A 24,273-nucleotide genomic window follows, 5' to 3' on the forward strand; every position below is an offset into this window, starting at 1 on the left:
AATGAGTCGCCCGCAATTCAGATTCGCAATCGGGATGGTATAGGAAGCGCGGTGCAGGACCGGTGCAGGATATATCCGTAACGATAGCATAAATGATAATGATTATTATTTACATTGCGATGGGCGGGTAAAGTTGCTACCAACGGCGTCCATCCTGTTTTTCACCGTTGGTTTCGCAAGCCCAGGCATGCCTGCACACGATCCGTTGCATCATCTGTTTTCAAAGCGCCGCAAGGCGCTGCTGGCGCTGGCCTATCAGCGGTGCGGTTCGCATACCGACGCCGAAGATTTCGTGCAGGAATGTTTCGCCCGCGCCATGCAACTGGATTGGGGCGAGGTGGAAAAACCCGATGCCCTGTTAGCCACCATTTTGATCAACCTGATCCGTGATCATGGCCGTCGGCAGCAAACGCGCCAGTGGGCCGAAGACGGCAGCGGGTTTGAAACCATGCTGGCAAAAGTATCCGATCAGTCCCCATCCCCTGAACAGCGGCTTGAACATCGCCAGGCATTGGGCCGGGTGATGGCGGCAATGGCGGAACTGCCCGACAAACGGGCGCGTATTTTTCGCATGCGCCGGTTTCAGGGCATGAGCTATGCCGCTATTTCCAGTGCCACCGGCCTGACCAAAAAGGGAATTGAAAAACATATTCAGCGTGCCCTGAGTGACCTGCGCGAGATATTGCGCAGGCAAGATGTTGGAAAAAGGCGTTATTTTCCCGACAAGGACAGTTAGGATTATGAATTCAAACCTGAAAGCAGTGGCGAGCATTCCCCAATCGATGTGCAATTTGGATATCTTGTGATGGCCGGGCCCGATCAGAACAAAGCCGAACAGGAACAGGCGGCGCGTGACTGGTGGCATGTGATGGCCGACGATGCCCGCGCGGCTGAAAATTTTGCGGCCTTTGCCCAATGGTGTGACGCCGCACCGGGCAACCGTGAAACATTTGATCGCATCAGCCTTGCCTATCAGCAAAGCCGCATGGCATCGCCCTTGCGGACCAAATCATCCCGGCGGCAAGACCTGCGCCACCTGCGCCACAAACCGGCACGGCGGATCAATCCGCTGCACCGGTTGGGGATGACCCTTGCCGGTGCGGGTTTTGCGCTGGTTGCGGCTTTATCTGCGGTGGCGGTTATTCCGCGTGATGCCGCCTGGCAGGAAATTGATCTGGCCGATGGCTCGGTTGCTTCGGTTGCACCGGGAAGTGATTATGACATTGCCTTTAATGATCAATTTCGCAACATCCGCCTTGCCCATGGCAGTATCGTTATTTCGGCCGCCAAGGACCGGCAACGGCCGATGCAGGTGATTACTGACCAGGCAACGGTGCGGGTTGTGGGCACCAAATTTGCTGTTTCCATCATTGGGAATGATGTTGAAACGTCGGTTCTGGAAGGCATTGTTGGGGTGCATGGCAATGCCGGGGATGGCCGCAATTATGAATTGAAACCGGGCGACCGCCTGTGGCTTGGTGCCGGGCACGATGCCCTGCAAACCACAGTGCCGCTGGCAAACGCACTGGAAATTCGCAAGGGCTGGCAAAGTTTTCGCAATGCCCCGCTTGCCGATGTGCTGGATGGTATTTCACGCCATAGCGGGCACCGTTTTGTGCTTTCGCCCCTGTATCAGGGACAAAAAAGGATCACCGGGCGGTTTAACCTGACACGCGCAGATCAAACCATTGCCGTACTGGCCAAACTGGCCCCGATCACCATTCAGCCGGTAACGGGTAATTTGACGCTGGTTTATTAGGTGCCCTGCCTGCGTGCCTTGCCGTTTGTGCGTCAGTCATCTGCGATTTTCAGTTCCGGCTGCCCGGCGCAAATGGCAGCCAGAAAGTCAATGAAATGCCGCACGCGTGATGGCATGCGCCGCCCGGCACTTGTTACCGCATTGATCGGGTAGGGCAGTGGTGCATAGGCATCAAGGATGCGTGTCACCTCGCCACTTGCCAGTTCGCGGGTGAAAAGCCAACTGGCATGATGGGCAATTCCCAAACCGGCAAGCACCGCGCCGCGCACATGTTCGGCATCATTGGTGCGAAAGGCCCCCTTGGCATCAAAGGTGGTTTGCTCGCCATTCACCAGAAAACCCCAGCCCATAATGTCACCTTTATAAACATAGCTGATGCAGTGATGCTGGCCCAGTTCATCAAGGTTTTGCGGGGTGCCGTGCCGGGCAAGATAACTGCGGGATGCCAGCGTGATCATGCGCATGTCGCCAATATGGCGGGCGATCAGGGCTGAATCTGACAGCCGCCCGATGCGAATGGCAACGTCAACGCCTTCCTCGATCAGGTCCACATGCCGGCCCGATACCTCCATTTCAATCGCAACATCAGGGAAACGGTCGCGGAATTCTGCCAGTTTGGGAATGATAAACATGCGTCCGAATGCCGGGGAAACCGATACGCGGATCAATCCGGCCGGGGCGGATTGCCCCTCGGTTACCCTTTCTTCAATCAGGTCGATATCCTGCAAAATACCAAGGGTGGCTTCGTAATAATCCTGCCCGGCGGGCGTAACGGCCAGCACCCGCGAATTGCGTTGCAAAAGCTGGATTCCAAGCCGGGCCTCAAGGGCGGCCAATTGCTTGCTGACGGTTGGCTGGCTGATATTCAGGTCACGTGCTGCCTGCGAAAAACTGCCGCTTTCAACAACGCGCACGAACATTCGCATGGCATCCAGCTTATCCATTGTCCACCTTCCAGTTTCTGCTTACCCGGTCATTTACTTTTCCGGTTTTCATATGCGTGACCAAACCTTTGGCTATTGGGCGGGGAAAGGCAGGGCCATCTGAAGGTGCCAGGCCTGCGCGTGCCCTCCCCAATGCTTTGGCGTGCCATGCTGCCGCGTTTTGGCCCTGCATCTTGCGGTATGGATGGCTGCTTGAACCATCATCTTAAATTCTGAAATAGAATAGATGGTATTATAAATGCGTCAATTTCATTCGGTATGTGAATGGATATATAGCCGTGGCAGCGCCCAGTCACGGGCTTTGATTTGAAAGGTAGCATTATGGCGATCAGGATTTACGGTGACGCGGGCTCGGGCAGCCTGCGCCGTGTGACCACTGCAGCAAAGATCATGGGCATTGATATTGAACGCGTCAAAATTGACCTGTTCAAAGGCGAAAGCCAGACCGATGCCTTCAAGGCACGTCTTAATCCCCACGGTTTGACACCGGTACTGGAGGACGAAGACACCATTTTATGGGAGGCATCGGCCATTAACCTTTATCTTGCCAGCAAAGCAGATTCACCGCTGGTGGGCAGGACAGCGAAAGAACGTTTTCAGGTCTTGCAATGGATGTTCTGGTCGGGCGAGCAATGGCGCACCTTTACCACCACCATTTTTGGCGAACGTGTTGCAAAGCCGGTCATGGGCCAGCCCGAGGATGAAGCCGTGCTTAAATATGCCGAAGACCGGATTCACGGGGCGGCGAAGGTTCTGAACCAGCATCTTGAAGGCCGGAATTTCATGGTTGGCGATGCGCTGACCTTTGCCGATATCGATATTGCAGCGCCGTTTTCACAAATTAACCGGGCCAAATTTCCATTTGGGGATTATCCGCACCTGATGGCCTGGCATAACAATCTTTTGCGTACCATCCCGGCCTGGGCCGAGACAAAAGCCGAGGTCGATGAACGCATGGAAACCTTCCTGCGCAGCGTGGGTGTAACCCTGTAGCACGGTTTTGCGGTGGCTGGTTGTCGCTCCGCTGCGGAGAGGGGACCGGCACCCGCATTTGGTGCATGTGTGAGGGCGGGCTGGCAGATTGGGTGATGCCGGTACAGCAGGTTATTCGCGCGAATACCTTATCCTTGCCCTTGGAAAATTCCCCTGAAATATCGTGTAACCTTCGTCCGCAGGCATCGTTGCCAGTACTGGGCGGTGGCGGACAGCAGGGGCGGGAATGCCTAAATCGCGGAAATCCAGCGTGTTTGGGCTGTTTTCCGGTCTTCTCAAAACTAATTGCGAATAATTTTCATTTTCTTTGTCGGGCAGTCAGTTGTTTCTGCGTCCTTACTATCAAGCCGGATTTATTTCTCTGCCGTCAGATAGTTTAGGACACCAGAATATGACTTCACCCTTGCCATCGGGTTCTTCGTTCAAATGGGTATTGCTGTTGGGGACGGCCCTGATCCCTGCCGTTTCTGTATCCGCCTTTGCCCAGCAGAAACCAGTGCTGGCAGCCGATAGCGCCCTGCAATTCAACATTCCCCGCACCGACCTTGTTTCAGCGATTGATCTGTTGTCCCAGCAGGTGGACCGCACCGTTGCCCTGGGGGACGGGGTAAATGGCAGCCAGCAGGTGGGGCCGCTTGTTGGCCGGTATAGCCTGGATCAGGCCCTTTCGCGTTTGCTGGGGCAAAGCGGCATGGGTTATCAATTGGGGAATGGCAGCATCATTGTGCTACCCGCCAAACCGGCAGGCCGGGTGTTATCAAACCAGCCGGGCGAGGTGCAAAAACTTGACCCTGTTATTGTGGTTGCCGACCATATCAACCGCTTTAATGCTGGCGTGTCATCGGTTGACAGCAAGCTGATCGAACGGACCCAGGCAACCACCGTTCCCGAATTGATGGATGATTTGCCCGCCGTTGATATGAATGGCACGGCGCGGCCCCAGGGCCAGTCGCTGAATATTTGGGGTTTTGGCGATCAGGAAGATGTGAAAATCCTGCTTGATGGGGCGCAGAAGGATTTCGAGAAATACCGTCAGGGTACGGTCTTTATCGAACCCGAACTGGTCAAACGGATCGATGTGCATAAAGGTGCCTTTTCACCGCGATCCTATGGTGCATTTGGTGGCACGGTGGAGCTGACGACCAAATCAGCCGCCGATATGCTGCGCGATGGTCAGGATTTTGGTGCTTTTACCAAATTTGGTTATGCCACCAATGGCAATGAAAATACCGAAACAACCGCTGTTTATGGCCGCGACCAGGATGCGGGTATTCAGCTTCTGGTGTCGGGAACACGGCGTGATAACAACAAATTCCGCACCAGCGACGGGCAGCGGCTTAATCTGTCATCAGGCACGCTTTATAGCGGTCATTTCAAAGGCAGCATCGACCGGAATGACCATTTCATCGAAATTGCCGGTGCCATGTCGCAAAGCGATCGGCTTGCCCCCTTTGCTGCCAAACGCGGGCAGATTATCCCCAGTGATTATCTGATTGGGGTTCATGGGTATGACCTGGCATTGGCACGATCAACCGTGGACCGTGAAACCAGCGACCGCTCGCTTTCGGGGGAATATAATTATAATCCTGATAGTGACCTGATCAATACAACTGCCAAGGTCAGCTGGTCGCGCACCAGCCAGCGCGATGCCCGCCTGATTCAGGATATGTTTGTCAGTTTGGGGCTGGGCGGCAACATGAACTGGCTGACCTATGATACCTACACCGCCGACCTTTATAACCAGTCCGATTACAGCCTGTTTGGACTTGATAACAGCTTTACCTATGGTGTGCAGTACAAGTTCCAGGACCGCGACAGTTGGGCCTATGATTACAGCCAGCGCAACAGCGCCAGTGGCAATTATGGCCATCTGCAACCCTATAACATTCCTTCAGGCGATCAGGCGACCTATTCGGGCTGGGGCGAATATAATATCGATTTTGGCAATGGTTTCGAACTGACGCCGGGTCTGCGCTATGATTACGTGGTGACACGTGGTGTTGCCAATGCCGCCAGCAAATATAACAATCCTGCCGTTGGGCATGATTACGGCGAAGAACGCTATAGCGGTTTTTCGCCGTCGGTGAATGCGTTTTACCAGATCAACCCGAATTACAGCCTGTTTGGTGACTGGGCCTATAAGCTGCGCGCGCCGCTGGTGGACGAAATTTATACCGTTGGCAGCACACGTGCGACATCCAACCAGTTGACGGTCGAACGGGTTAATTCAAAGCGCATCGGTTTTGCCACACGGTTTGAAAATGTGCTGCAGGAAAGCGACGTGACCCATACCCGTCTGTCGCTGTTTCGCAATGATGTGGATGATAATATCCAGGTGCTGTTTGGCAGCCCCAATGTCGCACTTTATGGTGACAATGCCCCGTCTTATGCCAACCTGACGGGCTATTACACCCAGGGGATCGAGGCGGAATTTTACTATGACAGCCCCAATGTGTTTGGCGGGGCGACATATTCGCTGATGGAAGGCCAGCATAATGGCTCGCTTCGTGACATCAATGGTGCCGACCAGCCGGTTTATGATGTTGCGCCCATGAAACTGGTGACAACACTGGGCTACAAGGTTGCCGCCTATGACCTGTCGCTGGGTTGGAAGGGCAAGTTTGTCAAACGCAAAACAGACATTCCCGATGATGACGTTTTCCCCTATTCACCCTATCCCGCCAGTGCCGGTTATGCCCTGCATGACCTGTTTGTAAGCTGGACACCCGATGACGGGGCCTTTGCCGGGGCCGAGGCAAACTTCACTGTCCAGAACCTGTTTGATAAAAACTATGTGCCCTATCTGGGCGTTTTCCCGGGCAAGGGGCGGAATTTCAAATTCTCGCTTAGCTACAAGCTGTAAGGGGCGCGCTGCCGAACGCTAACCAACGCTGACGTTCGTAAAGCAGGCATAAAAAAAGACCGGGGCGATCAAACCCCGGTCTTCTTTTTGTCTGGTGTGTGAAACGGTTTTGGCCGTTTCGTGTGGGTCGTTACTGACCACCACCCAGCGAGTGAACATAAACCGCCAGCATTTTGATGGTTTCGTCGCTCAGTTTGCCTTCCCAGGCCGGCATGACGCCACGGCGTGCATTGGTGACCGTCTGGGTAATGGTGGCCTGGTCGCCGCCATAAAGCCAGATATTGTCGGTCAGGTTCGGTGCACCCATTTCGACGATGCCTTTGCCGTCGTCGCCATGGCAGGCCGCACAGTTATCCGCAAAGATTTCTGTGCCACGCGTTGCGGCGTCGGCGTCGGTTTCACGACCGCTAAACGACAGGACATGCTGGACAACGTCACTGATTTCTTCATGTGACAGGATGCCATCCTTGCCAAAGGCAGGCATGTCGTTAAAGCGGGTGTCGTCATTGTCCGAAGAACGAATACCGACATGGATGGTTTGCGAGATGTCATCAAGCGTACCACCCCACAGCCAGTCGTCGTCCTGCAGGGACGGGAAGCCGGTATTGCCAACACCACCCGTACCATGGCAGGGGGCGCAGTTTTCAGCAAAGATCGCCTTGCCGCCAGCCATCGAGAAGTTCAGCAGTTCCGAATCATTGGCAATCTGATCAACATCAAGTGCTGCAAGACGTTCCATATAAGGGGCGCGTTCGGCAGCAACATTTGCCATTGTTTCTTCGATCTTGGAGCGTTCGGTAATGTTGAACACCCCTTTCAAATAGCCGTGTGCGGTTGGAAAGGATGGATAAACCACCCAGTAACCGATCGACCAGATGATGCAGACCCAAAACACATAGACCCACCAGGACGGGAGCGGCGTATTGAGCTCCTTGATACCGTCCCATTGATGGCCGGTTGTTTCGCGGCCGGTAACATTGTCTTTTTCGACATGCGTCGACATAGCTCGGTTCTCCCTCTTCCTAGTCCTTGAAAGGGATCTGGGCGTGGTCTTCGAAGTTCTGTTTCCGCTTTTTGCTTGGCCACATAACGAAAGCAATAATCGCGGCAAAGAACAACATCAGCCACAGACCCCACAAGGGCCGGAGAAAATCAGCGAGTGCGGAAAAAAATTCCATGATTCGCGTCCTTGTCTCAGCGCAGATTCATGCTGGGGTTGTAGGTCGTGAAATCAACCATGCGACCCAGGATCTGCAGATACGCAATCAGGGCGTCCATCTCGGTCAGCTTTTCCGGATTGCCGTCAAAGTCGCCAGTGGCGGCATTCGGATAACGGGCGAGGAAGTCGTCGTAATCCTCGTCAGCAGTAGCCTGGAGATGGAGATCCGCAACCGCGTCCTCGATCTGTTCGTCGGTGTAGGGAACACCAACCATGCGCAACGTCTTGAGGTGATCGGCAACGTCGTCGAACTTCAGTTCCGTTTCAGCAAGGAACGGATAGCCCGGCATAATCGATTCCGGCACCACCGAACGCGGATCATCAAGGTGGGCAACATGCCATGCATTGGAATATTTCCCGCCGACACGTGCCAGATCCGGACCGGTACGCTTGGAGCCCCACTGGAACGGATGGTCATACATGGATTCAGCAGCAAGGCTGTAATGACCATAGCGTTCAACTTCGTCACGGAACGGACGGATCATCTGCGAATGGCAGTTATAGCAGCCTTCGCGGATATAGATGTTCCGGCCTGCCTGTTCCAGCGGCGAATAGGGACGAACCCCTTCCACCTTCTCGATGGTCTGTTCCATTGTGAACAACGGAACAATTTCAACGATACCGCCGATAATGATGGTCAGAAAAATACCAAGGATCAGGAAGAAAACGTTCTTCTCGAGGAAGTGGTGTTTTTTAAGAAGCATTTTCCATTCCTCCTTACTGGGCCGCTGCCGGCGCGCTTACGCCGATCGGAGCTTCCCGACGGGTATCACCGCGGATCGTCTTGTAGACGTTCCAGACCATCAGCAGCGAACCCAGGACGAACAGGGCACCGCCAGTGGCGCGGATGATGTAGTAGGGATGCATCGCTTCAACGGTCTCAATGAAGGAATACTGAAGGAAACCAAGCTGGTCGTGTGCACGCCACATCAGACCCTGCATGATACCCGAGACCCACATCGAGGTGATGTAGAGAACGATACCGATGGTGCCGAGCCAGAAATGGTGGGCAACCAGGCGCATGGAATAGAGGCGTTCACGGTTCCACAGAACCGGGATCAGGAAGTAGATCGCACCAAACGATACGAAAGCAACCCAGCCCAGAGCACCAGAGTGAACGTGACCAATGGTCCAGTCAGTGTAGTGAGACAGGCCGTTGACCGATTTGATCGACATGACCGGGCCTTCGAAGGTCGACATGCCGTAGAAACCGACAGCAGCAACCATGAAGCGCAGTACCGGGTCGGTACGCAGTTTGTCCCAGGCACCCGAAAGGGTCATCAGGCCGTTGATCATACCACCCCAGGACGGCATCCACAGCATGATCGAGAAGGTCATGCCAAGGGTCTGTGCCCAGTCGGGCAGGGCGGTGTAATGCAGGTGGTGCGGACCAGCCCAGATATACAGGAAGATCAGCGCCCAGAAGTGAATGATCGACAGGCGGTAGGAATAAACCGGACGTTCAGCACGCTTCGGAATGAAGTAGTACATCATGCCGAGGAAGCCAGCCGTCAGGAAGAAGCCCACAGCATTGTGGCCATACCACCACTGGGTCAGGGCGTCCTGAACACCAGAGAACATCGAATAGGATTTCGTGCCAAACAGCGAAACCGGAATCGCCAGGTTGTTCCCCAGATGCAGCATCGCGATCGTCACGATGAAGGCAAGGTAGAACCAGTTGGCGACATAAATGTGCGGTTCCTGGCGTTTGAGCAGGGTGCCGACAAAAATGGCCAGATAGGCGACCCAGACAATGGTCAGCCACAGGTCGACGAACCATTCCGGTTCGGCATATTCACGGCCCTGGGTCACACCGAGAACATAGCCAAGTGCGGCCATGACGATGAACAGCTGATAACCCCAGAACACGAAGGCAGGCAGGGCCTTGCCACCGAACAGGCTGGTGCGGCAGGTGCGCTGGACAACGTAAAACGATGTACACAGCAGCGCGTTGCCGCCAAATGCAAAAATGACCGCCGAGGTGTGAAGCGGACGCAGACGCCCGAAATTCAGATACTCGAAGTCAAAGTTCAATGCGGGAAACGCCAACTGCCAGGCGATAAAATCACCTGCCAGAAAGCCGACGACGCCCCAAAAGACGGTCGCCAGCGCGCCCCAGCGCACTACGTCCATATTGTAGTCAACGGCGGACGAAGCCGTCTGTGCCATGCTCCCCTGGCTCATTCTCGACTCCCGTTTGCGTGTGCGGGTGGACTGCCGCATGGGGCCGGCAATCCGAACAGCCCTGGCGGCATCCTGCAATGACCTGGTCATCCCCCGTGCCGCCGACGATTAAATATCCTGTTTCACGTCAAAATTGTAATTCTGCGTGAATTAAACGCTCGTAAATACGTATGTCCGGCATCATCCGCCTATTTCGTTCGCGCCACACTGATCGATATCAATTCGGCGCGATTTACGTCACGGGCGTCGGGAATGCCAAAGACACTCTTCTCGCTTCAGAATGTTTTTTCGCAGTAATGCTTATGCCTTGTTATTGGGGCAGTTGTTGTTGATGCACATCAACGCTGGGGCGTTTTCTTTGCGTCATGATCGCAGGGTAAATTCGGGAAAATGACCATGTTGAACACCTATAGCGCACAACCCCTAACCGCCGGCATTGCGGATATGATCTTTCCTCTTGTCCAGATGACAGAGGCAAATATCACCCTGCAGAAATGGCAGGATTTCGTTGCGGAATATGTCTGCACCGACGACCCTGTTCCCGACAGCCAGTGGCTTCGCGACAAGGGAATCGTGGTGATTCGCAACGACCGTGGTTATGTCCACGGGTTATTTTCATATGAGGTCCGCACCGATATCAGCATCGGTACGGTTCTGCATGTCGACAATGTAAAGGCTGTTGAAATTGTCGCGCGCGGGCATGTTCTTTATTGCATGCGCGAAGCAATGGACCGGCTGTTACGTCTGCATGGCTGTGCTGCAACCTATGTTGCAGTGGACGAACCCAATATGCGTTTGAAATCCTTTCTTTCGGACGCAGGATTTGTGCCGCGCAAAATCCGCTATTGCGCCCCGGCACCAAAGCCGTGATGCTACCGGCTGTAGATGACTTTTTACAGCCGGTAGTAAAACGGACATGAACGGAATTTCCTTTATCAAGATGCATGGCCTGGGCAACGATTTTGTCGTCTTTGACGGACGGCGGGATTCTGTTGTGCTTGACATGGACGATGCCACCGCCGCACGGATTGCCGATCGCAAAACTGGCGTGGGCTGTGATCAGTTGATCGTGATCGAACCGCCGCGCGACGATGACGCCGACGCCTTCATGCGTATTCGCAACAATGATGGCAGCGAAGTTGGTGCATGTGGCAATGCCACCCGCTGTGTGGCCGATGTGCTGATGGGGGAATTCAAACGTCGCGATGTGACAATCCAGACGGTGTCGGGCCTGCTTGAAGCCCGTGGCCTGGATGATGGCACGGTTACGGTCGATATGGGCCAGGCCTGGCTTGACTGGCGCGAAATTCCGTTATTGAAAGCTGTTGATACCAACCATATCCCGCTTAGCGTTGGTCCGCTTGCCGATCCGGTCGGGGTCAGCATGGGCAACCCCCATGCGGTGTTTTTCGTCGATGATGCTGAAGCCATCGATCTGGAAAAATACGGGCCGGTGCTTGAACATCACGATATTTTCCCCGAACGCGCCAATATCGAGGTATGCCACCTGATGGGTGACAACCGCATTCGCATGCGGGTGTGGGAACGGGGTGTGGGCATTACGCGTGCCTGTGGCACTGGGGCCTGTGCGGTGGGTGTTGCCGCGGCACGCCGTGGCCTGACCGGGCGCACTGTTGAAGTTGTGCTTGATGGCGGTGTTCTGGGAATCGAATGGTTGCCCGATGAACATGTTTTAATGACCGGTCCGGTCGCCACCAGCTTTTCGGGTATTTTGCACCCGTCGCTTCTGGGAATTCATTGATAGGCAATTCGCTTCGGGCTTGCGCTGGCCGGGTGGATCGGCCACAAAAGGCACCCGATTGTGCCGCTGTTCTGGCGGCAGTTCCCGGTGGCGGGGCGCGGTTATTTGCGCCCGGCCGGGGCTTGTTAAACGCAAAGGCAGGTTCTGATAATGGTTGATTTCAATACGCTTGACGGTGTTTCAGTCGCAGGCAAGCGCGTTTTGCTGCGTGCCGACCTTAACGTTCCGATGAAAGATGGCGTTGTCAGCGATACGACTCGCATTGACCGCACCGTGCCGGGCCTGGTTGAACTGGCCGATGCCGGTGCGAAACTGGTGATCATTACCCATTTTGGCCGCCCCAAAGGGCAGCGCGTTCCTGAAATGTCGCTTAAACCGGTTGCCGATGCGCTGGCAAAACAGCTGGGCCGCCCGGTTGCCTTTGCCGATGATTGCATCGGTCAGGCCGCAGCGGATGTTGTGAACAACCTGAAGGACGGCGAAATCGCCATTCTGGAAAACCTGCGTTACCACGCTGAAGAAGAAAAGAACGACCCTGCTTTTGTTGCCGAACTGGCCAAGCTGGGCGACATTTTTGTCAATGACGCCTTTTCGTGCGCGCACCGCGCCCATGCCTCGACCGAAGGACTGGCGCACAAGCTGCCGTCCTATGCCGGCCGTTTGATGCAGATCGAACTGGAAGCCCTGGGCAAGGCGCTTGAAGCACCGAAACACCCGGTCATGGCCATTGTTGGCGGTGCCAAGATTTCCACCAAGCTCGACCTTCTGGGCAATCTGGTTGAAAAGGTTGACCAGCTTGTGATTGGTGGCGGCATGGCGAACACCTTCCTGGCGGCCAAGGGCGTTAATGTTGGCAAATCGCTGTGCGAACATGACCTGCTGGAAACCGCGCGCGAGATTTTCGCCAAGGCCGAAGCCGCCAATTGCGAAATCGTGCTGCCGGTTGATGGCCTGGTTGCCAAGGAATTCAAGGAAAACGCCGATCACGTCGTTGCCGATATGACCGGTATTGATGCCGATGGCATGATCCTTGACGCTGGCCCGGCCACTATTACCGATTTGAACACGCGCCTTGAAAGCTGCGAAACCCTGGTGTGGAACGGTCCGCTGGGCGCGTTTGAAATTGCGCCCTTTGACACGGCAACTGTTTCGGTGGCCCAGCATGCTGCCAAACTGACCAAGGCTGGCAAGCTTCTGTCAGTCGCGGGCGGGGGTGACACGGTTGCAGCCCTGCGCCATGCCGGTGTGGACGAAGATTTCTCTTATATCTCGACCGCTGGCGGGGCTTTCCTGGAATGGCTGGAAGGCAAGGTTCTTCCTGGTGTGGCCGCCCTGCGCAAGGCCTGATTGATTTTATAAAAGCTGCTGGTGCCTGCTTTCACGCAGCCACCACCCGGTTTTGATTTTGAAAACCCCTGCCAGTTCTGGATTGGCGGGGGTTTTTGTTTGCAGCCATTTGATCCCGCGCGCGTTGCTGATTTGCGGTCATATCTGCCTTTTTCAGGGGCGACTGGCGAAAGGTATAGGGGCGTTTATGGCAGCATTTGCGATGTGATTCGATTTCGCGATCAATTTCAATTTAACGCGCAAACCGTTACGGGTGGCGGGGCAGGGCGGGATATGCCCCTGAAAAATTGGCAGATTTTTGCAATTTTTCAGGGCTTTGACGTGGTGTCATATTGTTGCCATGTTCTAGCCAAAGGTTGGGGGTGTTAACCCTCCTTTGGTTTTGTCACAGCATGGACATTCGTCACAATGACTGGTCATGACAGCCGTTACCTTCACTGCCCGCTCGTTACACCCATTCCTCCCCCCTCGTAACGGGCAGGTTACGTAAATATCAGCAAAAAAGCTGGCGCGTGTCGCTCTCCCCGCGATGCGTGAATAATTACATGTGTCCCAACCCGTTCAAAAATCCCGTTTACGGAAATAACAGATGATCAAACTGGAGCATCTGACGCGCTGCTATGGCGATTTCATAGCGGTGGATGACGTCAGTTTTGAAATAAAGCACGGCGAGATCGTCGGTTTGCTTGGCCATAATGGCGCGGGCAAAACCACGATCATGAAAATGATTACCGGCTATCTGGAGCCGACTTCAGGTAAAATCGCCATCGATGACCTTGAAGTTGGCCGTGATACCCGCGCCATCCAGAAACGCATTGGCTATTTGCCGGAAAACTGCCCGGTCTGGCCGGAAATGACGGTTATTGATTACCTGGATTACCAGGCCAGCCTGCATGGTGTTCCTGCCGATAAACGCCCTGCCGCCGTGGCAAGTGCCATTCGCCGCACCGTGCTGGAAGCCAAGGCAACCGCCCCCATCCAGACATTGTCGCGTGGCTATCGCCAGCGTGTGGGCGTGGCCCAGGCGATTTTGCATAACCCCGATATCATCATTCTTGATGAACCCACCAACGGCCTTGATCCCACGCAAATCCGCCATATGCGCGACCTGATTGCCGATCTGGCCAAAACCGCCACGGTTATTGTTTCCACCCACACTTTGCAGGAAGTGCAGGCAGTATGCGAACGCGCGCTGATCATGCGGGCGGGCAAGCTGGTGGTGGATGCCCGCATCGATGAATTGCAGCAATCGGGCGGGTTGCTGGTGACGGTGGATCGCAATGCTGATCAGGCTTTTTCAGCTATTCGCGAAGTCACCAATATCGTTAGCCATTCGGAAGAAAACGGTCGTCATCATTACCGGCTGGAAGCCAGCAATGATGCCGCCCCGGTCATTGCCGAAAAACTGACCCGCGAAGGTGTTTTGCTTTTTGCCCTGCAGCCGCAGCGCCGCGACCTAGAAACCATTTTCGCCGAGGTAAACGAGGAGGCGGTCAATGGCTGATGTTCTGCGCATTTCCCGCAAGGAATTCCGGGGCTTTTTTGCCACCCCTGCGGCCTATCTGTTTATCGGGGCCTTTCTGGCGGTAAACCTGTTTGTGTTTTTCTGGGTGGAAACCTTTTTCGCCCGCAACATTGCCGATGTGCAGCCATTGTTCAAATGGATGCCGGTATTGCTGATTTTCCTGGTGTCGGCCCTGACCATGCGCGCCTGGTCCGAAGAACGCCGGGCGGGCACCCTTGAAACCCTGCTGACCGCGCCAGTGCGCCCCATTTCGCTGGTTCTGGGCAAATTCCTGGCCGCGATGCTGCTGGTGGTGGTGGCCCTTATCCTGACGCTGCCTTTGCCCATTACGGTTTCCATTCTGGGGCCGCTGGATTGGGGGCCTGTTATTGGCGGGTATGTCGCAACCCTGTTTCTGGCAGCGGCCTATATCGCCATTGGCCTTTATATGAGTGGCCGCACCGATAACCCGATTGTCGCACTGATTTTAACGGCACTGGTTTGTGGTGTGTTTTACCTGATCGGGTCAGACACCCTGACATCGCTGTTTGGCGACCGGGTAGGTGGTTTGCTGGCCGCCCTTGGCACAGGAACGCGGTTTGAATCGATCACGCGTGGCGTTCTCGATCTGCGCGATCTTTATTATTACCTGTCGATTGTGGGTGTGTTCCTGACGCTGAACCTGTTCAGCTTGGAAAAACTGCGCTGGTATGGCAACCCGGCCAGCAACAAGCACCGCCTGTGGGGGGCGCTTGCCACCCTGTTTGTGCTGAATTTTGTGGCGGCAAATTTCTGGCTGGCACCGATCACGGCGGCCCGTGCCGATATGACCCGCCAGCACATTTATTCGCTGTCATCCTCGACCAAACAGGAATTGCAGCATCTGGCTGAACCGCTGGTCATTCGGGCCTATTTCTCGCCACGGACCCATCCGCTGCTGGCCCCGCTTGTCCCGCGGATCAAGGATTTGCTGTCGGAATATCAGGTGGCATCAAAGGGACATGCCCGGGTTGAATTTATCGACCCCACGGCAAACCCTGACAAGGAACAGGAAGCGGCTACCAAATACGGGATTCGTCCCGTCCCCTTCCAGACCAACAGCCGGTATCAGTCTTCGGTTGTGAACAGCTATTTCGATATCGTGGTTTCCTATGGCGACCAGTTTGAAACCCTGACCTATGGCGACCTGATCGAGGTCAAGACCCAGGGGGAAGGCGATATCAATGTCGGGCTTAAAAACCCGGAATATGAAATCAGCCGGACGATTCGCAAACTGGTGAATGAATATCAGGCGGGCGGAAACCCGTTTGAAAACATGACCCAGCCTGTAACCTTCGAGGGCTTTGTTTCCCCGGAAACCAAGCTGCCCGGCCAGTTGCAAACCTTCCGCAAAACCCTTGATGATGTGCTGAAGGATTACAAAAAGCAGGCTGGTGATAAATTCAACATCGCCTTCCAGGACCCGGATGCCGGTGACGGTGCCCTGGCAACACGGTTGCAGGATGATTATGGCTTTGGCCCGCAGGTGGCCAGCCTGATGAACCCACAGCCTTTCTGGTTTTACATGATGCTGAAAAGCGGCAAGGACGAAGTTCAGGTTCCCCTGCCTGAAACCACCGACAAGGCCGCGCTGAAACGGTCGATTGATTCGGCCCTGCATCGCATGGCACCGGGTTATTTGAAAACCATCGCACTGGTCAAACCGGCCTCGCCGCCGCCCAGCCCCTATATGCAGCAGGCACCGGGGCCGCGTTATACCCAGCTTGATAAAACCCTGTCGGAAAATGCCCGCGTCGTTGAAACCGACCTGAAGGATGGTCACGTGCCCGAGGCCGCCGACCTTCTGATGGTCATGGACCCGGTCGATCTGAATGACAAACAGCGTTTTGCCATTGACCAGTTCCTGATGCGCGGTGGCAGCGTGGTGCTGTCAACATCGCCCTTTGGTGTCAGCATTACCGATTCGCTTTCTGCCAAAAAGGTCGATTCCGGCCTGAAGGACTGGCTGGCAGGCTATGGCATTTCCATTGACGATAAAATGGTGCTTGATCCGCAAAATGCGTCGCTGCCGGTTCCGGTTGAACGCAAAATTGGCGGCATGACCGTCCAGCAGATCAGCATGATGCCTTATCCGCATTTCCCTGATTTGCGGGGCGACCAGCTTAATGCGGACAGCCCGGTTACCGCAGGGCTGGACCAGTTGACCCTGAACTGGGCATCGCCTGTGACTGTGGATGCGGCCAAAAACAAGGGCCGCACCGTAACCCCGCTTCTGCACAGCTCGTCGCAAAGCTGGCTGTCAGACAGCACCGACATCCTGCCTGATTACAAGGCCCATCCCGATAGCGGATATGCCATTTCCGGCAATCGTGGGCAGCATGACCTAGCTGTTGCGATTGAAGGTGAATTCAAATCCTTTTATGCAGGCAAGGAATCGCCGCTTCTGGCGGACGATGCCAAAAACGCCGATAAAAAGGATGCGAAGAAAGACAGCAACACCGCCAAAAAAGATGACGACAAAAACGTCCAGATTGGCGGCGTGATTGACAGATCACCGGCTTCTGCCCGGTTGATCCTGGTTGGGTCCAACAGCTTTGCCGATGACATGTCGCTCAGCCTTGCGTCACGCGGGATGGGCACAAGCTATACGGCGCCGCTGGAATTTATGCAAAACGTGGTCGATTGGTCGCTTGAAGATCAGTCCCTGCTGGCATTGCGTGGACGGACCCAGTTTGCCCGTACCCTTGTTCCGACATCCGAAGGTAGCGAACAGATGTGGGAATATCTGAATTACGGCATCGCCCTGATTGGCCTTCTGGCCGTGTGGGGGTGGCGTCGCCAGGTGGCGGCAGCCGAACGCAAACATTACCAGCGCATTCTTCAGGAGGTCTGAGAACATGAAACGGACCATACAGATATTGGTGGTGTTGTTCGTCGTTCAGGTCGGGTTTGCCATCGGTATCAATTTCTATCAGCCCCAGGCCGATAGTACCGAAGGCAATGACAAACTTGTGGCCGCCAAAACCGATGGTATCGACCATTTGACCATCGAGGATTCGGACGGCACCAAGGTTGCCCTGGTGAAAAACGGCAAGGACTGGCAACTGCCCGACCTTGGCAATTTCCCGGCAGATGGCAGCAAGGTTGACGGATTGATCAGCAAGCTTTCCGACCTTCACGAAGGCCTGCCGATTGCAACATCAAGTGGCGCGATCAAGCGTTTCAAACTGGCAAAGGATGATTTTGAACGCCGCATCACCCTTAAAAAGGGCGATGAGGCCGTGGCGACCCTGTATTTCGGAACTTCGCAGGGGACCCATCAAATTCATGCCCGCCGCGAAGAACAGGACGAAGTCTATGCCGTAACCATGGGCAGCTATGATGCCCCGGCCAAGGCCGATGACTGGATCGACGCCACTGTTTTGCAGGTATCGGCCAACGATATCGACCAAATGGATGTTGCAGGCCTGTCGCTGGTGGCAAAACCGGCCCCGGCGGCCAAGCCTGACGATGCCAAAACCGACAAACCTGCTGCCGATAAAAACGCCGATAAGGCCGATCAGGATAAGGACAAAGCCGTTGTAACCTGGGACCTTGCCAATGCGGCACCGGACCAGAAATTGCAACCCGCTGCGGCCTCGACCCTGGCAGCCATGGTGGCACGGGTGCGTGTTTCGGCGGTTTTGGGCAAGGATGCCAAGCCGGAATACGGCATGGATCACCCGGTTTTGAAAATGTCCCTGTCGTTAAAGGGCAAAGACAAACCGGTTGATTACGTGATTGGCAAAAGCGACGGCAAGGATGGGGATTACACCCTGAAACTGTCCTCGCGGCCGGAATATTTCCGCATTGCGGGCTATACCGGCAAACAGCTTGTCGAACATGCCGATGCCAAGGCGCTTCTGGTCGCAAAACCGGCGGATACCAAACCGGCAGATGATGCCGGTGCAGCTGCCGCCAATGCCAGCAAAGCCATGAACTAGGCTTGCTGCCATACATAAATTTCAAGGCAAAGGCCCGGCGAAAATCGTCGGGCCTTTTGTCTTGTTGCTTAACGGCGTTACCCCAGGCGTCATCTTGCAGATTGGCCTGTGTTGTAGCGTTTGGCTTATTGCGTGTTCGGGCCGGAATCACCGCTGTCTTTTACCGGGTCTGCGGCGTCATCGTGGCTGGCGGCATGGCCCTGTCCGGTTTTGCTGGTGGCGGTTGCACCGGGAAGGTCCGGCAGGCTTTTTTGTGCGGTGTCTTTGATGATCTCGGCCCGGTCGGCCAAAAAGGCACCGTAACCGGCATCCATTAGGGCGGCCAGTTCGATATAGACGCCAAAAAGCCGCGACAGGGTGTCGGTTTCTTCGGGGTCAAGAATGGCAAGCAGTTCAGCACTGCGGGCCTGGCCGGTTTCAAAATGCTCCCATGCCTTTTCCAGCATGAAGGCGCCAAGCTGGTTCAAGGCATCGAAATTCTGCTGGCCGATGGCATTGCGGATTTCACCAATGCTGATATCGGCAGCCAGCAGGATTTCACCTGGAATGGTGACAAGGCGATCAGGGCCTTTCACATCAATTGGCAAATCACGCAGGATATGAACGACATAGCAGAAAATTGCCATGTCGCGCGCATGATAAAGCGGCGATGCCGTCAGCGCGGAGACATAACCGATTTCATCGTCAAACCGTGCAGATAGCAGATAAACAAAGATCGATGCCGGAGCGGCAGTGGCCCCTTCGCAATAGGCGATGAAATCGTCCCATTCATCAAGCGGGTCTTCCGCCACATCCTTGCGCAGGGCATCGGCAAGCTTCACCCACGGATCAACCGAAAGATCGCTTTCGCCAAGGGTCAATGTCAGGGCTTCGTATACGGCAGCGGGAAGCGGGCCGACATCGGGCCAGGGGTTGTCGGCCATGACTTTGGCGGCTTCGATCTGGTCCTGCCAGCGGTCGATAATGTCGAATGTTTCGTCGCGCAGGCTGTCGCGTTCGGCATCGGATTTTTCAAGGAAACCATCATCGACGATATCGTCGATCACCCGCATCGAGGCGTAAGCCGCAAGGAAAAAGCGCTGTCTGGCAGCGTTCAGGCGCATCGCTGCCCGGTAAAGGTTGGCGTTCTTGGCGGCAGCCAGTTCCTTGCAGGCAAAAAACGGATCTTCGGAAGAACCGTAAAAGGGCGATGGTGACGCAGTCATTTAATTTCCAGAACTTGCCGTAATGTCTGTTCCAAAGACGGCATTTTTACCGTGAGTTTGGCCGCTGCATGAAAATGCATCCAAGGGCAACATGCAGCCTTGATGCAGGGCTGGCAAGTGATCAGCCGCATTCGGGGTCAATTTTCGCAAAAATTGATGGATTAAGCCTTAAAACAGGCGATCTCGCCCTTAAAACTGCAACCGGTAACCGGCTGTCAGGCCCAGCATGGCATCAAACCGGTCTGTCGGGCTGCTGCTTGACGATGTTAAATCGCTTGTCAGGCGGCCATGAATGCCAACCCACAAATCCTCGAACGGCATATAGGACAGGCTGGCAGCAAGGCCGGCACTGTCTGAACCCTGTTCATTGCCAAAACCGATGCCCGAAAGGCCGTTTTCGCTGCGCATCGTCGGGGTGACAAGGTAATCCTCGTCATCGCTGCCTGATACGCCAACATGGTTGCCCAGCGAACCATTCAATTCCACAACCGGGCCAACGGCGAATCCAAGGCTGCGGTTGGGGGAATAGCCAATGCCAAACTGCGCCGAAACACCTTTGCCCGGTGTCTGGTCGCTATTGGCTTCAAACCACATCACGCTTTCCTGCTTTTTGCTGCCGGTTTTGGCCTTCGAGCCAGGCAGGGTCAGGATGGTGGCGTGGCTGCGGGACGGGCCGGTGGCGAAATAATTGTCAAACCCGTTGCGCCCCGGTGCGGGCAAAATCCCCTGCACCAGATAGCTTGACGGTTTGCTTTCCGGTGAATTGGCAGCGGCTGACATTTCCTGTTCGGAAACAACCTGTTGCGCGCAAACAACAGACGGCAAAATGGTCGATAGCATTGCAATGCCACCTATCATTCCCGCTGTTAAAATCTGCCGCATTTTCATCGCCGTTAAATCCCGTAAAGCCCCAAAGGGCCGTCTCAACCATGTCAGTCGGGTCTGCAATTGCCCGCCCTGTGTTGCCCAAAATGGCGAACACTGGACTGAACGTTTGCAGGCACCAAAAGGAACGCCCCCGAAAGAAAAAATTTTGCATCTTTGGGCCGAACGGAGTCTGGCGACGGGATGCGGGTTTTCTGTTTGCGTGTCGGGCTGCGGCAATATGGTTAATTTGGCGTAAAACGCCAGCCCGGATATTGCATAGCAACCATTCCATGCCGGTTTTCCGGCTTTTTTAGTCTCGTTCCAGTTTGCGTTGCAAAATGGTTTTTTTGTGATCGCTTTAGCTTTTTAAGAATATTTTAACGGCTTCAATTTGCGCCCTGGTATTCAGATAGGGCGCATGTCCGCAGTTTTCCAGAGACAGAACCGGCATTTCGGGTTTGGCTGCCGTCATTTTTTCGACGATGGCTTTGGGGATCAAATCGGACTTCGCCCCGCTAAACAGGGTGATGGGGCAGGTGATGGCATTAAAGATATCCCAGGCGTCATAATCGTCGATCTGGTCGCGAAAAACATCCATCACGCGCGAATCGTAATGCATGGCGAATTTGCCATTGGGCAGCCTGCGGGCGGAATTCATCGCCAGTTCGGCCCATTCGGCATCGTTTTCCAGGCCGAAGGGCGCATAGATGGTGCGCAAAACGGCTTCGATTTCGGCAATGCTGGCAAATTCCGGCGTGCCACCGACATAGGCCTTGATGCGGTCGACGGCCTCCTGTGCCAGTTCCGGGCCGATATCGTTTAACAGCAGGCGTTCAATACGGCTTGGGGCCATGCTGGTTACAACCATGCCAATGATGCCGCCCATCGATGTGCCAATCCAGCTACAGCGATCAATATTGAAATGGTCCATCATTTCAATCATTTGCCGGGCATAGAATGCCGGTACATATTCCTCGTCCGGGCTATTGGCCCAGGCGGAATGGCCGCGCCCGATAATATCGGGGCATAGAATGAAATAATCATCGGCAAGCTGGCTTGCGAGGATATCAAAATCGTGGGACAGGCGTGCCAGCCCATGCACCATGATAATCGCGGGTTTACCCGGCTGGCCCCATTGCCGGATGCGGGTTTCATAACCGCACAAGGCAATGAAATGGTCGCAAACGACCCGGCCTGGCGTTCCGTTATCCGTATCTTTCTGCGCAGCGATAGTTTCGGTCACGGTCATCAGGGCCTCCGGCATTTGGGGATGGGTCGGGCAAAGAAATGGTATTTCAGGCAGGCTGTTTTATCGTCTCTCAAGACATATCTTTGCACGCCGCGCGCGCAATGGGCAGCCCTTAGGTTTGGTCATTTTGTGCGATGGGGATGGATATGCTTCTTGCGAAAATCAGTCCAGCGATGCGGCAAAGGCCTTCATCAGATCATCAAACTGGTCCATCGGCGGGAATTCATCGAACTGGTATTTCGCCGGGGTGCTGACCCACGAAAGCCGGTTTTTGGTCATTGTCTCGATAAAGGGCGTGGTCCAGCGGCTGTCTTGCAACAATGTCGGGCGGACATTGACAAAGGCATCGATGCCTTCAATCCGCGTGAACATCCATGTCATGCAATGCGGGCAGAAAAAATGGTGCAAGTCTGGCCCGTGCAGCCCACCCAATACCGGTTCGCCCCTGGTTACGGCAAAGGCCGCGCCGGGGACCATGGCGGTCAGGGAAAAGGCGCTGCTGCTCATGGATTGGCAACCTGCACAATGGCAGGCTGCCGTCATGATCGGGCGGGCCGTGATTTGGAAATGTACCTGCCCGCATCGGCATTGTCCCGTCATTGTGTGATCGAGGTTGGCATCAACGGTGGGATCAACGGCGGAACCCATGCTGTGATCATGCGTCGTCATGGCAGTTTCCCTGTTGGCGATTTGGCGGGAATAGGTGGGCAATAACGCAGGGCAGGGCAGGGCAGGCAAAAGGCCGTTATCCGGCCTTGCTGGCAACAATGAATAGCCGGTTGAACGGAAACAGCGTCAGCCCATCCGGGCGGGGCGGGTAAACCTGGCTTAGCCGGGTTTTGTAATGGGTGCAAAAGGCTTCGCGGGCGTCATCATTGGGCAGGTTTGCCAGAACCGGGCGCAATGCGGTGGATGAAACCCAGTTAAAAACCGGGTCTTCGCCTTTGAGGACGTGGCAATATTGCGTTTGCCACAAATCGACATTGCTGCAATGGGGAATCAGAACATCAAAATAATCGCCCGGCCGCATGATTTTAATCTGGTCCTGCGCGGCGGCAACTTCCTTTTCCCATTTTTCACCGGCTTCGTTGATCAACTGGTGGCTGGGCGCAAGGAAATTGTTGGGAACCTGAATGGCAATCAACCCGCCGGGTTTGACAAAACCACACAGGCGCGGCAACAGGTTGGCATGGCCAGGAACCCATTGCAGGGCCGCATTGGTAAATAACAGATCAACCGGCTTTTCCGGCTTCCAGGTGGCAATATCATGCTGCTGCCAGGTGATGCGATCATCATGTTTGCGGGCTTTTTCAAGCATCTCGGCAGAATGATCGACCCCGGTAATGGTGGGCATGTTGCCATCAACGCCATAGGCATCCGCCAGAAGCGACGTTACCGTGCCGGGGCCGCAGCCCAGATCAACAATGTTTTCAGGGGAAAAACCCTGTGCCGGTTTGGGCAGGCGGGCAATCAGATCAATTGCGGGGCGGCGGCGCTCATCACCGAAAAGGCCATATTTAACGGGGTCCCAATGTGTATTGGACAAATTCCGGTCCTTTCGTTTTGGCCCGCCGGGGCACCTGCGCGGGCATTAGTGCGAGGAGTTTTCGACCTCGCTGAAATGGCTGTTGATCAGCTGGAACATGAACAGGATGGCACCAAAAAACAGGGCCAGCCCGACAAAATAGGAATATCCGTCATGTGCGGCTGACGCATAGAACAGGCCACCAAGGCCAACAGCGATGGTCAATATACCGAAAATCAGGCGATCCAAACCCATTTTAGAACCCTTCCAAACCCAGGGGTGTTAACGACACAGGAATTTAAAGCATCGATACCGCTAAAGGAACCATGCTTTGCACATTTGCATGCGTCAGTTTTGCACGCAAACCGTCTTATGCCTGATCTTCTGACTGTTTGATTTGATCTGGAACAGTTTTGAAAATTTCTACCAGCTGTTGGTAAACCGGGCGTTTGAAGGGAACGATCATATCGGGAAGGGACAAAAAGTCGTTCCAGCGCCAGGCATCAAATTCGGGATGATCGCCATGAATGACAAAATCTTCGTCCTGCCCCAGATAGCGCATGGCAAACCATTTTTGCTTCTGGCCCCGGTATTTGCCGCCAAAAGCCTTGCCAATCAAGTGCGCGGGCAGGTCATAGGTCAGCCATTCGGGGGTTTCGGCAATGATTTCGGCCTTGTCAGTGCCAATTTCTTCCATCAATTCGCGAAGGGCGGCGTCTTTTGGGGTTTCATCCCCGTCAATGCCCCCCTGGGGTAACTGCCAGGCGCCTTCAAATCCGATGCGGTTGCCAATCCAGACTTCGCCCTTTTCATTAAACAGGGCAATGCCAACACACGGGCGATAGGGAAGGTCGCTTCCGGGCATATCG

General features: G+C 54.9%; 22 protein-coding genes. 10 read left to right on the plus strand and 12 right to left on the minus strand.

The genetic code is table 11. The features are described from left to right. Positions 1 to 187: 187 nt before the first annotated feature. Both CSC3H3_RS02115 and CSC3H3_RS02120 read left to right on the plus strand, forming a co-directional pair. Entirely contained in the window at positions 188 to 736 is a 549-nt protein-coding gene (locus CSC3H3_RS02115; RefSeq protein WP_157831806.1) for an RNA polymerase sigma factor, read from the plus strand. A gap of 69 nt (positions 737 to 805) precedes the next feature. Further along, the gene (locus CSC3H3_RS02120; RefSeq protein WP_101283403.1) at positions 806 to 1,759 is read left to right on the plus strand and encodes a FecR family protein; all 954 of its coding nucleotides are present in this window, start codon (positions 806 to 808) and stop codon (positions 1,757 to 1,759) included. A gap of 32 nt (positions 1,760 to 1,791) precedes the next feature. Here the strand turns inward: CSC3H3_RS02120 and CSC3H3_RS02125 are convergent, their stop codons facing one another. Continuing rightward, complete coding sequence (locus tag CSC3H3_RS02125; RefSeq protein WP_101283405.1) at positions 1,792 to 2,703, minus strand: LysR family transcriptional regulator; 912 nt, start codon at positions 2,701 to 2,703, stop codon at positions 1,792 to 1,794. A gap of 321 nt (positions 2,704 to 3,024) precedes the next feature. Between CSC3H3_RS02125 and CSC3H3_RS02130 the strand changes: the two genes are divergently transcribed. Beyond that, positions 3,025 to 3,696, plus strand: coding sequence for a glutathione S-transferase family protein (locus tag CSC3H3_RS02130; RefSeq protein ID WP_101283407.1), 672 nt, complete (start codon positions 3,025 to 3,027; stop codon positions 3,694 to 3,696). A 391-nt stretch (positions 3,697 to 4,087) separates the two neighbouring features. Then, positions 4,088 to 6,559 carry a TonB-dependent receptor domain-containing protein gene (locus CSC3H3_RS02135; RefSeq protein WP_101283409.1) on the plus strand — a complete coding sequence of 824 codons (2,472 nt, stop codon included), beginning with the start codon at positions 4,088 to 4,090 and terminating at the stop codon, positions 6,557 to 6,559. A gap of 130 nt (positions 6,560 to 6,689) precedes the next feature. On the opposite strand, the gene ccoP is transcribed toward CSC3H3_RS02135, so the two are convergent. From ccoP to ccoN, 4 genes are read right to left on the minus strand one after another with little or no spacing between them, the layout of a single operon-like run. Continuing rightward, positions 6,690 to 7,562: a cytochrome-c oxidase, cbb3-type subunit III gene (ccoP, locus tag CSC3H3_RS02140; protein WP_101271167.1), complete on the minus strand. Its 873-nt coding sequence runs from the start codon at positions 7,560 to 7,562 to the stop codon at positions 6,690 to 6,692. A 19-nt stretch (positions 7,563 to 7,581) separates the two neighbouring features. After that, positions 7,582 to 7,737, minus strand: a complete 156-nt coding sequence (locus CSC3H3_RS02145; protein WP_101271169.1) for a cbb3-type cytochrome c oxidase subunit 3 — start codon at positions 7,735 to 7,737, stop codon at positions 7,582 to 7,584. Between the two features lie 16 nt (positions 7,738 to 7,753). Beyond that, positions 7,754 to 8,482 (minus strand): cytochrome-c oxidase, cbb3-type subunit II, encoded by a 729-nt coding sequence (ccoO, locus tag CSC3H3_RS02150; protein WP_101271171.1) that lies wholly within the window; start codon positions 8,480 to 8,482, stop codon positions 7,754 to 7,756. A gap of 13 nt (positions 8,483 to 8,495) precedes the next feature. After that, positions 8,496 to 9,947, minus strand: a complete 1,452-nt coding sequence (gene ccoN, locus CSC3H3_RS02155; RefSeq protein WP_165791947.1) for a cytochrome-c oxidase, cbb3-type subunit I — start codon at positions 9,945 to 9,947, stop codon at positions 8,496 to 8,498. 405 nt (positions 9,948 to 10,352) lie between these two features. Between ccoN and CSC3H3_RS02160 the strand changes: the two genes are divergently transcribed. The 6 genes from CSC3H3_RS02160 to CSC3H3_RS02190 all read left to right on the plus strand — a co-directional run bounded on the left by CSC3H3_RS02160 (position 10,353) and on the right by CSC3H3_RS02190 (position 18,558). Continuing rightward, positions 10,353 to 10,832, plus strand: coding sequence for a hypothetical protein (locus CSC3H3_RS02160; protein ID WP_245881237.1), 480 nt, complete (start codon positions 10,353 to 10,355; stop codon positions 10,830 to 10,832). Positions 10,833 to 10,878: 46 nt separating this feature from the next. Next, complete coding sequence (gene dapF / locus CSC3H3_RS02165) at positions 10,879 to 11,724, plus strand: diaminopimelate epimerase (RefSeq protein WP_101283411.1); 846 nt, start codon at positions 10,879 to 10,881, stop codon at positions 11,722 to 11,724. 150 nt (positions 11,725 to 11,874) lie between these two features. Beyond that, the gene (locus CSC3H3_RS02170; RefSeq protein WP_172963384.1) at positions 11,875 to 13,071 is read left to right on the plus strand and encodes a phosphoglycerate kinase; all 1,197 of its coding nucleotides are present in this window, start codon (positions 11,875 to 11,877) and stop codon (positions 13,069 to 13,071) included. Between the two features lie 589 nt (positions 13,072 to 13,660). Beyond that, on the plus strand, positions 13,661 to 14,575 hold the full coding sequence (locus CSC3H3_RS02180) for an ABC transporter ATP-binding protein (RefSeq protein WP_101283417.1): 915 nt from the start codon (positions 13,661 to 13,663) through the stop codon (positions 14,573 to 14,575). After that, positions 14,568 to 17,468 (plus strand): Gldg family protein, encoded by a 2,901-nt coding sequence (locus CSC3H3_RS02185; RefSeq protein ID WP_101283419.1) that lies wholly within the window; start codon positions 14,568 to 14,570, stop codon positions 17,466 to 17,468. Before CSC3H3_RS02180 ends, CSC3H3_RS02185 begins: the two co-directional genes overlap by 8 nt. Before the next feature lie 4 nt (positions 17,469 to 17,472). Further along, positions 17,473 to 18,558, plus strand: a complete 1,086-nt coding sequence (locus CSC3H3_RS02190) for a DUF4340 domain-containing protein (RefSeq protein WP_101283421.1) — start codon at positions 17,473 to 17,475, stop codon at positions 18,556 to 18,558. Between the two features lie 125 nt (positions 18,559 to 18,683). On the opposite strand, the gene CSC3H3_RS02195 is transcribed toward CSC3H3_RS02190, so the two are convergent. The 7 genes from CSC3H3_RS02195 to CSC3H3_RS02230 form a co-directional block, all read right to left on the minus strand. Further along, complete coding sequence (locus CSC3H3_RS02195) at positions 18,684 to 19,763, minus strand: squalene/phytoene synthase family protein (RefSeq protein ID WP_101283423.1); 1,080 nt, start codon at positions 19,761 to 19,763, stop codon at positions 18,684 to 18,686. Positions 19,764 to 19,952: 189 nt separating this feature from the next. After that, complete coding sequence (locus tag CSC3H3_RS02200) at positions 19,953 to 20,603, minus strand: hypothetical protein (RefSeq protein WP_101283425.1); 651 nt, start codon at positions 20,601 to 20,603, stop codon at positions 19,953 to 19,955. A gap of 385 nt (positions 20,604 to 20,988) precedes the next feature. Beyond that, positions 20,989 to 21,879: an alpha/beta fold hydrolase gene (locus tag CSC3H3_RS02210; protein WP_101283427.1), complete on the minus strand. Its 891-nt coding sequence runs from the start codon at positions 21,877 to 21,879 to the stop codon at positions 20,989 to 20,991. 162 nt (positions 21,880 to 22,041) lie between these two features. After that, on the minus strand, positions 22,042 to 22,548 hold the full coding sequence (locus CSC3H3_RS02215) for a GFA family protein (protein ID WP_245881238.1): 507 nt from the start codon (positions 22,546 to 22,548) through the stop codon (positions 22,042 to 22,044). A 76-nt stretch (positions 22,549 to 22,624) separates the two neighbouring features. After that, on the minus strand, positions 22,625 to 23,425 hold the full coding sequence (locus CSC3H3_RS02220; RefSeq protein ID WP_101283429.1) for a methyltransferase domain-containing protein: 801 nt from the start codon (positions 23,423 to 23,425) through the stop codon (positions 22,625 to 22,627). Between the two features lie 45 nt (positions 23,426 to 23,470). Beyond that, positions 23,471 to 23,659 (minus strand): hypothetical protein, encoded by a 189-nt coding sequence (locus CSC3H3_RS02225; protein WP_101283431.1) that lies wholly within the window; start codon positions 23,657 to 23,659, stop codon positions 23,471 to 23,473. Positions 23,660 to 23,774: 115 nt separating this feature from the next. Beyond that, positions 23,775 to 24,269 carry an RNA pyrophosphohydrolase gene (locus CSC3H3_RS02230; RefSeq protein WP_342751390.1) on the minus strand — a complete coding sequence of 165 codons (495 nt, stop codon included), beginning with the start codon at positions 24,267 to 24,269 and terminating at the stop codon, positions 23,775 to 23,777. Positions 24,270 to 24,273 lie beyond the last annotated feature (4 nt).

Source organism: Thalassospira marina, from assembly GCF_002844375.1.
GTDB classification, from domain to species: domain Bacteria; phylum Pseudomonadota; class Alphaproteobacteria; order Rhodospirillales; family Thalassospiraceae; genus Thalassospira; species Thalassospira marina.